We start from the raw sequence: 14,479 nt of genomic DNA on the forward strand, positions 1-14,479 counted from the left end.
GCGAGAATCCTTCAATTTGCGATGATTGCGAATTGTGAGGGCTACCATCTTGCGGTGCGCAAGATGTACGCGGGCGCCCGACTGAGACGGTTGCGCGAGGAACGGCGGATGACCCAGGCGGCGCTGGCGAAATCCCTGGATCTATCGCCCAGCTACCTCAACCAGCTCGAGCGCGATCAGCGACCGCTAACCATTCCGGTGCTGCTGAAGCTCAACTCCACCTTCGACCTCGACGTGCAATTTTTCGCCGCCGACTCCGATGCCCGGCTGGTCTCGGATCTGCACGAGGTCCTCGTCGATGCGGCGGGCGGTGACAGTGCGCCACTGACAGAGGTGGAAGAGCTGGCGACGCGACTTCCGGAGGTGTCTCGAATCGTCGTCGCGATGCATCGGCGATTGCGCGCCGCGACCGATCAACTCGATCTACTCTCCGCGCGGGTAGCCGCGCCAGCGGGCGCACCCGGCGTGCCCATGCCGTATGAGGATGTGCGGGATTTCTTCTACGACCATCACAATCACATCGCGCAACTCGATCATGCGGCAGAACAGCTCTTCGAGGAGTGTGGTCTGAGCATCGGGTCACTCGATCGGCAACTCGCGAGGGTCGCCGAGGAGCGCGCGGGGGTCACCGTGCTGGTGCGCGGTGATGGCGCGGATCCGTCCATCCCGAAACGACATTACGATCCGGACAGCCGCACGCTGACGCTGGCGCGGCGGCTGCGTCCCGGGCAGCGTGCATTTCAAATCGCAACCACTCTCGGGTTTCTGCTGTACGGCAAGGATTTGGATGCCGTACTGGCCGAAACACCGTCACTCACCGGCGAATCCAGGACGTTGGCGCGCATTGGATTGGCCAACTACTTCGCGGGCGCGCTGGTACTTCCGTATGGCCGCTTCCTGCGGTCGGCCGAGGAACTGCGCTACGACATCGATCTGCTCAGCCTGCGTTTCGAGGTCGGCTTCGAAACCATCTGCCACCGGTTGAGCACCCTGCAGCGGCAGGGACAGCGCGGCGTTCCGTTCTTCCTCGTCCGCACCGATCGGGCGGGCAATATCTCGAAACGCCAGTCCGCCACGGCATTCCATTTCTCCCGGGTAGGCGGCAGCTGCCCGCTGTGGGTTGTGCACGAGGCCTTCGCCAATCCGGGTCGCATCCTGACCCAGATGGCGGCGATGCCAGATGGTCGCCGCTACCTCTGGATCGCCCGCACCGCGCTGGCCGGGCCACACGGATTTGGCACGGCGACAAAGGATTTCGCGATCGGGCTGGGTTGCGATATCGAATACGCCGACCGGCTGGTGTATGCCAATGGTCTACAACTCGACAGTCCGGCCGCAGCGGTCCCGATCGGCGCGGGCTGCAAGGTCTGCGAGCGCCCCTCCTGCCCGCAGCGCGCCTTCCCCCAAATCGGCAACCCTCTCGCAGTCACCGAGCACATCAGCACCGATCTTCCCTACCCCCGAGCCCTGCGCTAGCCGGACAATTGACCAGCATGCACTGATGCAGTGCAAACGTCGAGTAGGGCCTGTCCAGCAGCGCATTCTCGATCAAGACTTCGCCAGGTACTCCAAGCGTTCGGCGTCTACAGCGGCGTGCATCATGGTGGCCAGGCCTGGGTGGTGGTGTAGGCCTGGGTCGGATTCGACTACCTGGCGGGCGAGGCTTTGGGCGGCGGTGATGACTTCGAGGTCGTCGAGTAGCGAGAGCAAGCGCAGGGAGCGAGCGGTGCCGGATTGGGCGGCGCCGAGGACGTCGCCTTCGCGGCGTTGGCGCAGGTCGAGTACGGCGAGTTCGAAGCCGTCGGTAGTGGCGGCGACGGCGTCCAGGCGGGCCATGGCGGTGCCGGTGGGGCCCGCGTCGGTGATCAGCAGGCACAGGCCGGGATGTTTGCCGCGGCCGATGCGGCCGCGCAGCTGATGTAGCTGGCTGACACCGAAGCGATCCGCGTCCACGATGACCATGACGGTTGCATTGGGCACGTCGACGCCGACCTCGACGACCGTGGTGCAGACCAGCACATCGATGTCGCCGTCGTTGAATGCCCGCATTACCTGGTCTTTTTCATCGGTCGGGAGTCTGCCGTGCAGCAGGCCGACCCGGACGCTCGCGAGCGGACCGGTGCGCAGCATGTCGAAGACCTCGAGGGCGGCGGCCGTGGTCGGGCCTTCCTTCTCCTCTGCCTTACCGGACTTCTTTCCGTTGCGGGCCTTGCCGTTCTCCTCGTCGTCGCCGATGCGCGAGCACACCACATAGGCCTGCCGTCCGGCGCCGACCTCCTCCAGGATGCGCTCCCAGGCACGGTCGACCCAGTTCGGATGCTGTTTGCGCGGCACCACCTTCGACACGATCGGCGAGCGGCCCCGGGGCAGCTGGGTGAGGGTGGAGGTCTCCAGATCACCGAGGGTGGTCATGGCGATGGTGCGGGGGATCGGGGTCGCGGTCATGACGAGCAGATGCGGGCTGGTACCGGCTTTCGCCTTGGCGCGCAACGCGTCCCGCTGTTCCACACCGAACCGATGCTGTTCGTCGACGATCACCATGCCGAGATCGAAGAACTCCACCGCGTCCTGGATGAGTGCGTGCGTGCCGATCACGATGCCCGCTTCGCCGGTGACCGCATCCAGTAGCGCGGCCTTTTTGGCCGATGCCGACATCGAGCCGGTTACCAGCACGACCTTGGTCGCGTTCTCGGCGGCACCGAGTTCACCGGCGGTGCCGAGATCGCCGAGCATCGTGCGCAGTGACCGATAGTGTTGGGCGGCAAGGACTTCCGTCGGCGCGAGCAGTGCGCATTGCTGACCGGCGTCGACCACCTGCAGCATGGCGTGCAGTGCGACGATGGTCTTGCCCGAACCCACCTCACCCTGCAGTAGCCGGTGCATCGGATGGCTGCGCGCGAGATCGTCGGAGATCTCCGCGATCACCTTTTGCTGTCCCTCGGTCAGCTCGAACGGCAAGCGGGTTTCGAAAGCCGCTGCGATACCGTCGGATCGGGGCGGACATGGCCGGGCCGCCCGCGCCTCCGCATCATGTCGCCGCTCGGCGAGCACCAGTTGCAATGCCAGCGCCTCATCGAAACGCAAACGCTCCCTGGCCTGTTCGATATCGGACTTGCGTTCGGGCAGGTGGATCAGGCGCAGTGCGTCGGAGATCTTCACCAGCCCGCGGTCCTCGCGCAGGTCACCTGGTAGCGGATCGTCGATCGGGTCGAGTTGGTCGAGCACCTGCCGGACACAGGCGAGCAGATCCCAGCTCTGCACCTTGGCGGTCGCGGGGTACACCGGGATGTATTCGCGTTCGAAGAACGAGACATCCACTCCCCCTTTACCTTTCGCGCTCTGCGCCAATCCACGCAGTGCGCCGCCGCCGCGTACCGAGGTGAGGTTCTCGATCGAGTCCTCTTCCTTCTCGGGCAGGATCAGATAATCCGGATGCGAGAGGTTCCAGCGATCCGGGCGCCACCAGTGCACGGTGCCCGACATCATGGCCCGGACCCCTTCGCGGACAAGGTAACTCACCTTGTCGCCGTTGAAGAAGGTGATATCGATCGGGGTGACCGAACCGGTGTCGAGTGCGACCTTGAGCAGTCGGCCCCTGCGGTTCTTCATCGGGCGCAGTTCGGTTTTCGTCACCCGGCCGATGACAGTAATGTGCGCGCCCTCCTCCGGCTGCTCCTGAGTGAGCGGTTGGCCCTGGGTGGCGTAGCGTAATGGGTAGTGCCGCAACAGATCCTCGACGGTATGCATGTCGAAGGCGTCGGCGAGCGGCTCGGCTGCCTTCACGCCGAGCAGGTGGTCCAGCCGATCGCTGAGTGTCGCCATATTCCTATTCCACCCCTATCTGCACCAGATCCGCTTGCTGCCCACCGAAATACACACTCACCTCGACACCGGGAAAGCCGTTCGCGATATGCCCGGCCAGTTCGTCCGCGAGTTCGGCCGGGGCCGCCACACCCATGAGCAGGGTGACCAGCTCACCGCCGAAGGCGAGCATCCGGTCCAGCAGGGTCCGCCCCGCGCTCGGCGCATCCCGATCGATCACCACGACATCATGACCGACCAGCCCCAGCCCATCACCGGCCTCGCAGGTGCCGACCATGGTGAGCGCCCGCTCTGTGGCAGCACGCAATGAGCCCCAACGGGTCGCGGCCGCCGCCTCCGACATGGCGAACGCATCGTCCACCGCGATCCGGCCGCAATCATGCACCGCCAGCGCCGCCAACCCCTGCACCATGGACCCGCTCGGCAACAACAACACGTCCCGATGCGCGTCACGAGCCGCAACACCGACCGCAACCAGCTCATGCGCGGGCAGCGCGCCGTTCGGCAGCACCAACACCTCCCGATTAGGCAGCTGCCGAATCGCCGCAAGCAGCGCCGCACTGGTCACCCGCCCATCACCGCCGAGCACCACCGCACCCCCGGCCTCGAACAGCGCCGCCGCGCCGTCCCCCGATGCGACAGCCAGAACGGCGCGATCTGCGGGCCCTTCGTGATCGGATCCGGTGTGCGTGGCAACGCCCGATCGGATGGACACGCCGGAAAACTGAACGCGTGCGGTCGCGTCAGTGCGTCCGGCACTACCAGGCTGAGCGGCCACATCAGCGGGATCCACAAGGTCCGCCGGGGCTGAATCGCGGTGCCCCCGAGCATCAGTGCGATCCGCTTTATCGGCGGGCGCTGAATCGCGGTGCACGCCACCATCAACATGCGCGGACGGAACCGCGTGCCCAGTACCTCCAAGCCGCGCGCCGGCATCAACCCGCCCCGTAGCGTTCGCAGGGTCTGTGTCAGAGTGCCCGCCGGCCTCACCGGTGCGAGCTGCATCGCGGTGCCCGCCGGCCTCACCGGTGCGAGCTGCATCGTGGTGCCCGCCGGCCTCACCGGTGGGAGCTGCATCGTGGTGCCCGCTGGCGGCAGCACGCGGAGACGGAGCTGCGCGTCCAACATGAACAGGCCGAACAGCAGCGTCGGTACGATCCGCAGCAAGTGCCCGGGCTGCGTCGGTGGTGAAGCTTTCGATGCGGATAGCGCTGAGGGTGCCGGTGGCGATTCCCGCTTCAACGGCGGCACCCGCGTCGGCGCAGTGGACGTGCGCGGACCACGAGCCCGCGCCGTCGCCAACGACCACGACGGAGTCGCCGAGGTCGGCGAGGCGGTCGCGCAGGTGTGCGATTCGTTGGTCGTCGGTGTCGGAGAGCAGGTACATCACCTCGAAGTGAGGTTCGGCACTGTTCAGGGATTCGGCACAGCTGCCATACGGTTCGGCGTCGGCTCGCAGAGCGGAACCAGCCTGCGCCGCGGCGGTGCCACGATCAGCACCCGCCTGGTCACCGGCGAATACGAATTCGCCGCGCGCGTATCCCGGCCGAGCGGGTGTCTCACCGAGGGTCAGGGCGACCAGACTGTCGAGCAGCACGACCAACCCGCGCGCGCCCGCATCGACCACCCCCGCTCGGCGCAGCACACCGAGCTGGGCGGGTGTATCACCGAGCGCCTTGGCGGCGCCATCGGCCGCCGCCACCGCCACCTCGGCCAGTGCGGATTCCGAGCAGGCAGCGGCACATTCCGCGGCCCTATCCAGGACGGTCAGAATGGTCCCCTCGACCGGCACACTCAACGATTCCCGCACCAGCGCCGATGCGGTGGCCAGCGCGTCGCGCAACGTCTGCGCCGTCAGCGGCCCACCGCGCACCGCCTCGGCAATCCCCCGCAACACCTGCGACAGGATGATCCCGGAATTACCGCGCGCCCCGAGCGTCGCCCCGCGCGCCATAGCCATGGCCACATCGTGCGTCGAGAGCGATTCGCTCGAGTCGGGATACCCGTCGGCAGTTGCACCCCACAGCGCCGCGCTGGGGCCGTTCCGCGAGCTCCCACGCGCCGCGGAATCAGACAGACCGCGGCGATCGATGCCGTTCGTGGCGATAACTCGGTCCGCGAACTCCTCTGGCGACGTCGTCGGGGTGTCCGATACCGGGGCACCGCCGATCGTCCCGGCAACCGCCGCAAAACCACTGACCGCCCGGGCGTCCGACACCGCAGTACCGGCGACCGCGTCGCCGTCCGCAGCAACACCCTCGGTCGCGGCGCCATCCGATCGTTCGGACCCGCGCGCCGAGATCACGGCGGCATCCGCGGCCTGCATTGCCGCTCGCATGGTGGCGAGCATGTTGGTACCGGTGTCGGCGTCGGCGATGGGGAAGACGTTGAGGGCGTTGATCTCCTCGCGCCGCTGCTGCAGGCCTTCGAGGCAGATTCGGCCCCAGCGCAGTAGACCCGTGCCGTTCAGCTCATTCGGCCCGGCAACGGCAGGCAGTCCCGCGTCGGGGCCATCACCCATCATGTCCCGCACTCCGGGCACCGCCACCTCTCTCCGCGATCGTTCACACCGCCACCCGCACCCAAGCGACTGCTGGCAGATCGCTCGAAAGGTTCTGCCACCGTTGGCCAGGTTAGCTGGCGATACCGACAGTCGATCGGCGACACCGATCCACTACCATCGGGTGTGCCCACGGGTCGTCATTCCATGACCCGGTTTGGTGGATCCGGGCGCCGCCAGCTACCCTTGCAGGGTTGCCTAGCGCGGCCCAGAGGGTTTGCGCAGGCCGACGTCAGTCGGCAGGGCATTAAGACATTGTTTCCGGACATGCTGCCGACGTGCGGCGGTCCCCACATGACATGAAGGAGTTCGCGACTATGGCTGCCGTCTGCGACGTCTGCGCCAAGGGCCCCGGCTTCGGGAAGTCGGTCTCGCACTCGCACCGGCGTACCAACCGTCGTTGGAACCCGAACATCCAGACCGTGCGCGCCCAGGTCGCGCCGGGCAATACCCGCCGCATGAACGTGTGCACCTCCTGCCTGAAGGCGGGCAAGGTCGTTCGCGGCTGATTCACCCAGAGACCGACATACGCCCCGAAACACCATCAGGTGCTCGGGGCGTTGTCATCTGCGGCCCCTGGTCATCGACGACCTCCCTCGACAACGATGGTCTGCATGACCCAGCCCGCCTGGCGCATAGCCCCACTCCCCGCCGAATACGTCCACGGCCTCGCCGAATGCCATATCGCCTGCTGGCGCGAGGCCTATCGCGGCCTGGTCCCCGACCACATATTGGATGCGTTCGAGGTAGAACGCCGCGCGGAGCAATGGGAACGCGTCCGGGTCCGCTATCCGGGCAGCACCTATGTCGCGCTCGTCGAGGATGAGGTGATCGGTTTCGCGAGCGTGGGCGCGGCACGCGACGAATCACCGGTCACCCCAACCGAACTCAACGCCCTCTATGTCCGCGCCACTTGGTACGGCACCGGCGTCGCCCACGATCTCATCCGCGCCGCCGTCCCACCCGACATCCCGTGCTCGCTCTGGGTCTTCGAGAAGAACCCACGCGCCCAGGCCTTTTACCGCAAACACCGCTTCGAACTCGACGGCACCAGCCGCATCGAGGCCTTCACCCCCGCCGTCGAAGTCCGCATGGTGCGGCGCTGACCGGAAGTCGGCTCGAGGCGGGGAGCTAATGTGCTGGCCATGACTTCCACGCACACCGAGTACGTCACCGTTGTCGACGGCGTACTACAAATCACCATCTCGACCGCCGCGAACGGCACTTCGCTGGACTTCGCGGGTATCAACGCGGGCACCGAGGCACTGCGGGCCGCGGGCCGCGAGATCGGTGCCGTGCTGTTGACGGGCGCCGGACCGAATTTCTCCGCGGGTGGCAATGTGCGCGGCTTCGCGGCGGCCGAGGACCGGGCCGGTCATATCTACGGCCTCGCGACGGATCTGCACGATTTCGTGCGCGCGCTCGACGAGACCATAGTGCCCGTCGTCGCCGGGGTGCAGGGTTGGGCGGCCGGAGCCGGGATGAGCCTGGTGTGCGCGACGGATATCGCGATCGGCGGTCCGAGCACCAAGCTGCGCCCGGCGTATCCGGGCATTGCGTTGAGCCCGGACGGCGGCATGTCCTGGACGCTGCCGCGGATCGTCGGCGCTGGACGCGCCCGCGAAATCCTGCTCACCGATGCGATTCTCGACGCCGAAACGGCGGTGCGCCTCGGCATCCTGAGTCGGCTCGTCGCTGACGAGCAGGTGCGGGCCGAGGCACTGAATGTGGCCCGAACCCTCGCCGCCGGACCGCGATCGGCCTACGCGAGCATCAAATCGCTACTGGCACGGTCGAATTCGTCGACGCTGAGCGATCAGCTCGACTACGAGCGCGACGCCATCAGCGCCGCGGCGAACAGCCCGGCCGGGCGCGAGGGTGTGGATGCCTTCGTCGAGAAGCGCAAGCCCGACTACCAGAACCGGTAGCTAACCGCGCACCTGGAGCACGAATTTCGCGACCGCGTCGGTGAACGAATCATTGTCGTCACCGGCCGCGGTATGCGCCGCGCCGCCGATCTCGACCAGCTGCGCATGCGGCACCAATGCCTGGAATTCCGCGGCGCCTTCCGGCGTCACCACATCGGATTGCATGCCGCGTACCAGCAGCACCGGAATGGTGAGGGCGCGCGCGGCGGCCTCCAGCTGCGGGACCATTTCGCTCGCATCCTCGACGCGGTCGCCGAGCATATCCGGATCCCAATGCCAGTACCATCGGCCGTCGCGCTGGCGCAGATTGCGCAGCAGGCCGTCGGTGTTCTTGGGCCGTGGCCGATGCGGCATGTATTCCGCGACCGCGTCGGCTGCCTGCTCGAGGCTGTCGAAGCCGTCGCGATGTTTGCCGAGGAAGTCGATCACCCGCGCGACACCGGCGGGTTCGGGTCGGGTGACGATGTCGACGAGCACCAGTGCGGTGATCGGCGCGCCGCCCGGATCCGCGGTGGTGAGCAGGCCGGTGATCCCGCCCATGCTCGCACCGACCACGACCGCGGGGGCAGCCAGCTGTTCGAGGACCGCCACCAGGTCCGCGACCATCGTGTGACGCCGGTAATCAGCGGTCGACGACCAAGCGCTGTCGCCGTGGCCGCGCGCGTCCAGCGTGACGACCCGCATCCCGGCGGCGGCCAGCTTCGCACCGGTCTGCTTCCACGAGTGTCTGGTCTGACCGCCACCGTGCAGGAACAGGACGAGCGGGCCGTCCGCCGGGCCGAATTGGTCGGCGGCCAGCTCGATCCCATCCGAACCGCGCAGTCGCAGCCGGATCGGATCGAGAAGGTTGTTCGCATTACTCACGATCCTACGATCGCACAGCTACCGCGGGGACTCATGCGAGCCCCGATAAATGGGACCTCAGCAGTCCCACTTGCCCTGCGCGCTGATGGTGTTCTGCAGCAGGCACGCGACCTTGGCATTCACCGAGGACGAGATGGTCGAGGAGCCATTGGAGGTGAATTCCTCGCCGACCGGAGCGGCGGTATTCGGCGCGGAGGTCTCCGTGGCGGGCTCGAGCGGCAACCCGGCCGCATTCGCCGCCGCACTGCCGCCGGCCAGGGCCGCGCACAGGGCCAGCGTGGCGGTGGTGCCGCGCAGTGCGCCGCGAACGGTCTTGTTCTGCATGAAATTATGCTCCTCTACTGTGTTTTAACCTCGACGCCCGAGATCTAGGGCAGGCGCCAGTCAACAGGTTCAGCACCCAATTCGTCGAGTAGTTCATTCACTCGTGAGAAGGGTCGCGAACCAAAAAAGCCGCGCGAGGCCGACAGGGGCGACGGGTGCACGGATTCGATATAGGGCACCTCGGCCGCGGTGAGCTGCGGTTTCAGTGTTTGCGCGTCACGACCCCACAGGATCGCGACCAGCGGCTCGTCCCGGGCCACCAGCGCGCGAATCGCCTGGTCGGTCACCGCTTCCCAGCCCTTGCCGCGGTGTGAGGCGGGTTGTCCCGGCGAAACCGTCAGAACTCGGTTCAGCAGCAGCACGCCCTGATCCGACCACGGGCTCAGGTCGCCATTGGATGGCGTCTGGTAGCCGAGGTCCTTACTGTATTCGGCGAAGATATTGGCCAGGCTGCGCGGAACCGGCGAAACATCCGGGGCGACAGAGAAACTCAGGCCCATCGGATGTCCCGGCGTCGGATACGGATCCTGGCCGACGATCAACACGCGCACCGCATCGAACGGACGCTGGAAGGCGCGCAGCACATTGTCACCGGCCGGTAGATAACCGCGGCCCGCCGCATTCTCCGCGCGCAGGAATTCGCCCATCGCCGAGATCTGTGCCGCAACCGGTTCGAGAGCCTTCGCCCAGCCCGGATCCATGATTTCCGTCAGTGGTTTCGCGCCCATGACCGCACAACCTATCGTGGCTCGGGCTCGGATGCCGAGTCCACCCCGCTGAACGATTCCCAGCCCCCATTGCCCGGATGCCGCACTCCGTCTACGGTGACGCCGTGACCTGCCAGCACCCGTCCGATCGGCAACCAGCCGGGCGGTAGCTCCCGGTGCGCGGGCCAGGTTCCGACGAAGGCGTGATCCTCACCGCCGGTCAGAATCCATTGCGTCGCATCGGCATCCAGACGCCGCGCGATATTCGCCAAAGCGGGATCGCGCAATGATTTCGAGTCGACGTCGATGGCGACAGCGGATGCCTCGGCGATGTGCCCCAGATCCGCGAGCAATCCGTCCGAGATATCGGTGAGCGCGGTGGGTATCGGCGGCCATTCGGTGGGAGATCCGATAATGCCTTCGGATCCGAACTCCGTCGCGTTCGACTGATCCGACACCCCGATGTGCTCCGAGCCGAGCAGTCCATCCGCCAAGGCGGCACCCGAGTTGCCGACTCCAGCAACGGAATCGGCGACCACCGCCAGCACCGCCGAATAGGGCGGCCGCGGGGCCCGATGGGTCGCAAGCACTTCGGCGAAGAGTTCGTCTGCCGGATCGAATCCGCCGGTCAACACCGCCAACCCAGCAGCAGACCAGCCGAGACGGCCAACCACCGCGACCGTATCCCCCACGCGCGCACCGGCTCTGGTGATCGGCGCGCGGCCGTCCAGATCGCCGAACGCGGTGACCGAGATGACCAACTGCGGGCTGCGCACCACATCGCCGCCCGCGATGGAGCCGCCCGCGCGCCGCGCCTCGGCCCACATTCCGTCGGTGAGTCCGTCCACCAGCTCGAGTGGCGTATCGGCCGGACAGCCGAACGCCACCACGAATGCGGTCGGGACAGCTCCCATCGCGACCACATCGGCGGCATTCTGCGCGATCGCCTTACGCCCGATATCGCGCGGATCGGACCAGTCGAGCCGGAAATGTCGATCCTGGATCAGCATGTCGGTGGTGACCACGAACCGGCCGTCCGGCGCGGCCACCACGGCGGCGTCGTCACCGGGGCCGAGCAGCACGCCGGGCGCCTGCACCCGTCCCGTGTTGATCCGCTCGATCAGTGCGAACTCCCCCAGCTCACGCACTGTCTTCGGCCGCATGCTGTCGCTGATGACCTGGCCCCTTCCCGGCGTCGTGCTGGCTGAAATCGCCCCGAGGGTACCCTTTCCAGGGCAATCGAGTACTACCAGGCCGGTGCGCGGCACCCATCCCGCAGGTGACCGGACCCCACCAGCGCGAGCAGGAAGGATCGGTGAGCATGGCGGCGGAGTCGTCGAACCGAGATTCGTCGGAGACGGAGTCGTCGAAGGCCGAGCTGTCGAAAGACGCCGAGGGCGTGAGCTCCGAATCCGCGGACGAATCCAGCGGCTACCCGCCCGCCCTGATCGCGACCGCAGTCGCACTCCCGGTGGTGCTGGTAGTCGCCGTTCTGGTCGCCGCAGTGCTGGCCCACCGCGCGCCGACCGAACGCGAACCCCTGGTCCTCGGTCCGGTACCGGCACCCGCCGCGGACGGGCCCGCGTGCACCGACGTGCTGCCCGCACTGCCCGTCGATCTCGGCGACTACTCGAAATCCACGCTGGTGGAACCGGCTCCCCCCGCGACCCGCGCCTGGCGGCGCAAGGACGGCGGCGACCCCATCGTGCTGCGCTGCGGTCTGGAACGTCCGCTGGAGTTCAACCGCGCATCGCCGTTGCAGATCGTCAATGGGGTCCAGTGGTTCGAGGTCCGCGATGCGGCCGCCAAGGCAAGCACCTGGTTCGCCGTCGACCGCGAAACCTATATAGCGCTGACCGTCCCCGACGGCTCCGGTCCCACTCCGCTGCAAGGAGTTTCGGACACGATCACCGCCAAACTATCGGCCCAGCCGATCGATCCCGGGCCGCTGCCGAACTGACGTGCACACCCCGCATGGCCGCTCCACATCCGTATACGGGGTGTGTACTTACGACACCGAGTGTGCGAGTCGAGGACACATCCGCCGATTGCGAGCGGACACGCGACCGCGCCCATTCCCTGAGCCGGCTCCAAAAGAGAGAGTGTCGCTCACCGCAACCCGGTACCCCGTGCGAGCGCGGTCTCGATCAGCGTGGAAACCAGTGCCCGGTAGTCGATTCCGGTCGCCTCCCACATCCGCGGATACATGGAAATCGAGGTGAACCCGGGCATCGTATTGATCTCATTGATCACCGGCCCCTCCGGCGTGACGAAGAAGTCCACCCGCGCCAACCCTTGGCAGTCAAGCGCTTTGAACGCCCGCACCGCGAGTTCCCTGACGCTGTCGGAAACTTCGTCGTCCAGCTTCGCCGGAACATCGAATTCGCAGACGTCGTCGAGGTATTTGGTGTCGAAGTCGTAGAACTCCGGTGCCGCGGCATCGGCCTCGGGCATCCGGATCTCGGCGACCACACTGGCTGCCACCCGTCCGTCCGGGAATTCCAGCACGCCGCATTCGACTTCGCGTCCGACGATGCCCGCCTCCACGATCACCTTCGGATCGTGTTCGCGCGCCGTCGCGATCGCCGCGTCCAACTCGCTCCAGTCGGTGACCTTGGTGATGCCGATCGAGGAACCACCGCGCGCCGGTTTGACGAACACCGGCAGGCCCAGCATCGCCCGATCGTCCGCGTGGATGGTGTCGGTCCCGCGCCGCAAGACCACCTGCCGCCCGATCGGCAGCCCCTCCGCGGCTAGCAGCTTCTTGGTGAATTCCTTATCCATGCCCGCCGCACTGGCCAGCACGCCCGGCCCGACATACGGCACCCCGGCCAATTCGAGCATGCCCTGCAGCGTGCCGTCCTCACCGAACGGACCGTGCAGGATCGGGAACACCACGTCCACCGACCCGAGCGCCGGTCGCGGGTCGTCGAGCGCGACCAACGAGCCGGACCGGCTCGGATCGGCAGCGAGTGTCAACGCCGTGCCGCTGCTGTCGACGGCGGGCAGCGCATTGTCCTTGAACCCGAGCACCGCGATCTCGGAGCCACCGAGCACCCAGGCGCCGTCGCGGGTGATACCGATGGGCACTGCCTCGTACTTCTCCGGATCGAGGTTGCGCAGCACGCTGCCGGCCGACACACACGAGACGGCGTGCTCGTTACTGCGCCCGCCGAACACCACAGCAACCCTGATCCGGTTCGTCATGCACCGAACCGTACCCGTTATGGATGCCGAACCAACCTAGCGCCCGCATTCGCCCCTATTCCGGTTTGATCCGCCGACCCAGCAGATTGTCGACCGCCTCGCGCACCGAAAGGCCCTCATGGCATACCTGGTGCACCGACGTAGTGAGCGGCATCTCGACATCGTGCGCCGCGGCGAGCGCCCGAACCGATGTGCACGACTTCACACCCTCGGCGACCTGACCATGGGTGGCCTCCTGAGCCGCCTCCATGGACCCGCCCGCCCCGAGCACATGCCCGAACGACCGGTTGCGCGACAGCGGCGAAGTACAGGTGGCGACCAGATCGCCGACCCCGGCCAGTCCCGCCAACGTGACCGGCTCCGCGCCGAGCGCGACCCCGAGCCGGATGATCTCGGCCAGCCCGCGGGTGATCAGGCTGGCAATCGAGTTGTCGCCCAACCCCATCCCCGAGGCGATTCCGCAGGCCAGCGCGATAACGTTCTTGCAGGCGCCGCCGATCTCGCAGCCGATCACATCGGTATTGGTGTAGGGCCGGAAGTAGCCGTTGGCGCAGGCCTGCTGCAGCGCGACCGCCCGCGCGGCGTCACTGCACGCGATCACGGTGGCCGCGGGTTGCTCGGCCGCGATCTCCTTGGCCAGATTCGGGCCGGACAGCACCGCGATGCGGCTCTCATCGGCACCGGTGACCGCACCGATGACCTGGCTCATCCGCAGCAGCGTTCCGGTCTCGATGCCCTTGGCCAGGCTCAGCAGCGCGGCATCCGGTCCGATCGAGTCCCGCCACGTTTCGAGGTTCGCGCGCAGGGATTGGGACGGGACCGCGAGCACGACGATATCGGCGCCGTCGAGCGCCTCGGCGTGATCGTGAGTAGCCGCCACGCTGGGTAGTTGCACATCGGGCAGATAGAACGGATTGCGATGTTCGGTGGCCAGGGCCTTGGCCACCTCGGGCCGCCTGGCCCAGATCGTGACGTCGGTTCCCGCGTCCGCCAACACCTTCGCGAACGCCGTCCCCCATGATCCCGCGCCCAGCACTGCCGCCCTCGTCATCTGCCCAATATGCCAC

Annotated in this window: 13 protein-coding genes; 5 read left to right on the forward strand and 8 right to left on the reverse strand. The window is 67.0% G+C overall.

All coding sequences use genetic code 11. The features are described 5' to 3' along the window. Nucleotides 1–54: 54 nt before the first annotated feature. Nucleotides 55–1,476 carry a short-chain fatty acyl-CoA regulator family protein gene (locus tag ACIBI6_RS12815; RefSeq protein WP_364341817.1) on the forward strand — a complete coding sequence of 474 codons (1,422 nt, stop codon included), beginning with the start codon at nucleotides 55–57 and terminating at the stop codon, nucleotides 1,474–1,476. A gap of 72 nt (nucleotides 1,477–1,548) precedes the next feature. On the opposite strand, the gene recG is transcribed toward ACIBI6_RS12815, so the two are convergent. Beyond that, nucleotides 1,549–3,822 (reverse strand): ATP-dependent DNA helicase RecG, encoded by a 2,274-nt coding sequence (gene recG, locus ACIBI6_RS12820; protein ID WP_396956174.1) that lies wholly within the window; start codon nucleotides 3,820–3,822, stop codon nucleotides 1,549–1,551. A 4-nt stretch (nucleotides 3,823–3,826) separates the two neighbouring features. Next, the gene (locus tag ACIBI6_RS12825) at nucleotides 3,827–6,370 is read right to left on the reverse strand and encodes a DAK2 domain-containing protein (RefSeq protein ID WP_396956175.1); all 2,544 of its coding nucleotides are present in this window, start codon (nucleotides 6,368–6,370) and stop codon (nucleotides 3,827–3,829) included. A gap of 329 nt (nucleotides 6,371–6,699) precedes the next feature. On the opposite strand from ACIBI6_RS12825, the gene rpmB reads away from it, so the two are divergent. The 3 genes from rpmB to ACIBI6_RS12840 all read left to right on the forward strand — a co-directional run bounded on the left by rpmB (nucleotide 6,700) and on the right by ACIBI6_RS12840 (nucleotide 8,310). Beyond that, nucleotides 6,700–6,891, forward strand: a complete 192-nt coding sequence (gene rpmB, locus ACIBI6_RS12830; protein ID WP_011210730.1) for a 50S ribosomal protein L28 — start codon at nucleotides 6,700–6,702, stop codon at nucleotides 6,889–6,891. Nucleotides 6,892–6,996: 105 nt separating this feature from the next. Beyond that, nucleotides 6,997–7,488: a GNAT family N-acetyltransferase gene (locus ACIBI6_RS12835; protein ID WP_396956176.1), complete on the forward strand. Its 492-nt coding sequence runs from the start codon at nucleotides 6,997–6,999 to the stop codon at nucleotides 7,486–7,488. A gap of 39 nt (nucleotides 7,489–7,527) precedes the next feature. Beyond that, nucleotides 7,528–8,310, forward strand: coding sequence for an enoyl-CoA hydratase-related protein (locus ACIBI6_RS12840; protein ID WP_364341823.1), 783 nt, complete (start codon nucleotides 7,528–7,530; stop codon nucleotides 8,308–8,310). Here ACIBI6_RS12840 and ACIBI6_RS12845 read toward each other — a convergent pair whose 3' ends face one another. Genes ACIBI6_RS12845 through thiL form a run of 4 tightly spaced genes read right to left on the reverse strand, consistent with a single transcriptional unit; the run spans nucleotide 8,311 to nucleotide 11,368 of the window. Further along, nucleotides 8,311–9,174, reverse strand: a complete 864-nt coding sequence (locus ACIBI6_RS12845; RefSeq protein WP_396956178.1) for an alpha/beta fold hydrolase — start codon at nucleotides 9,172–9,174, stop codon at nucleotides 8,311–8,313. 57 nt (nucleotides 9,175–9,231) lie between these two features. Continuing rightward, nucleotides 9,232–9,498 (reverse strand): hypothetical protein, encoded by a 267-nt coding sequence (locus tag ACIBI6_RS12850; RefSeq protein ID WP_364341827.1) that lies wholly within the window; start codon nucleotides 9,496–9,498, stop codon nucleotides 9,232–9,234. Nucleotides 9,499–9,542: 44 nt separating this feature from the next. Then, nucleotides 9,543–10,226, reverse strand: a complete 684-nt coding sequence (locus ACIBI6_RS12855; RefSeq protein WP_364341828.1) for a uracil-DNA glycosylase — start codon at nucleotides 10,224–10,226, stop codon at nucleotides 9,543–9,545. Nucleotides 10,227–10,237: 11 nt separating this feature from the next. After that, entirely contained in the window at nucleotides 10,238–11,368 is a 1,131-nt protein-coding gene (thiL, locus tag ACIBI6_RS12860) for a thiamine-phosphate kinase (RefSeq protein WP_396956179.1), read from the reverse strand. Between the two features lie 158 nt (nucleotides 11,369–11,526). Between thiL and ACIBI6_RS12865 the strand changes: the two genes are divergently transcribed. Beyond that, nucleotides 11,527–12,165 (forward strand): DUF3515 domain-containing protein, encoded by a 639-nt coding sequence (locus ACIBI6_RS12865; RefSeq protein WP_396956180.1) that lies wholly within the window; start codon nucleotides 11,527–11,529, stop codon nucleotides 12,163–12,165. A gap of 149 nt (nucleotides 12,166–12,314) precedes the next feature. Here the strand turns inward: ACIBI6_RS12865 and ACIBI6_RS12870 are convergent, their stop codons facing one another. Both ACIBI6_RS12870 and ACIBI6_RS12875 read right to left on the reverse strand, forming a co-directional pair. Then, entirely contained in the window at nucleotides 12,315–13,412 is a 1,098-nt protein-coding gene (locus ACIBI6_RS12870; protein ID WP_364341834.1) for a D-alanine--D-alanine ligase family protein, read from the reverse strand. A gap of 55 nt (nucleotides 13,413–13,467) precedes the next feature. Next, nucleotides 13,468–14,463 (reverse strand): NAD(P)H-dependent glycerol-3-phosphate dehydrogenase, encoded by a 996-nt coding sequence (locus tag ACIBI6_RS12875; protein ID WP_364341836.1) that lies wholly within the window; start codon nucleotides 14,461–14,463, stop codon nucleotides 13,468–13,470. Between the last annotated feature and the right edge of the window lie 16 nt (nucleotides 14,464–14,479).

Origin of the sequence: Nocardia sp. NPDC050412 (genome assembly GCF_044458825.1) — a bacterium.
GTDB lineage: Bacteria > Actinomycetota > Actinomycetes > Mycobacteriales > Mycobacteriaceae > Nocardia.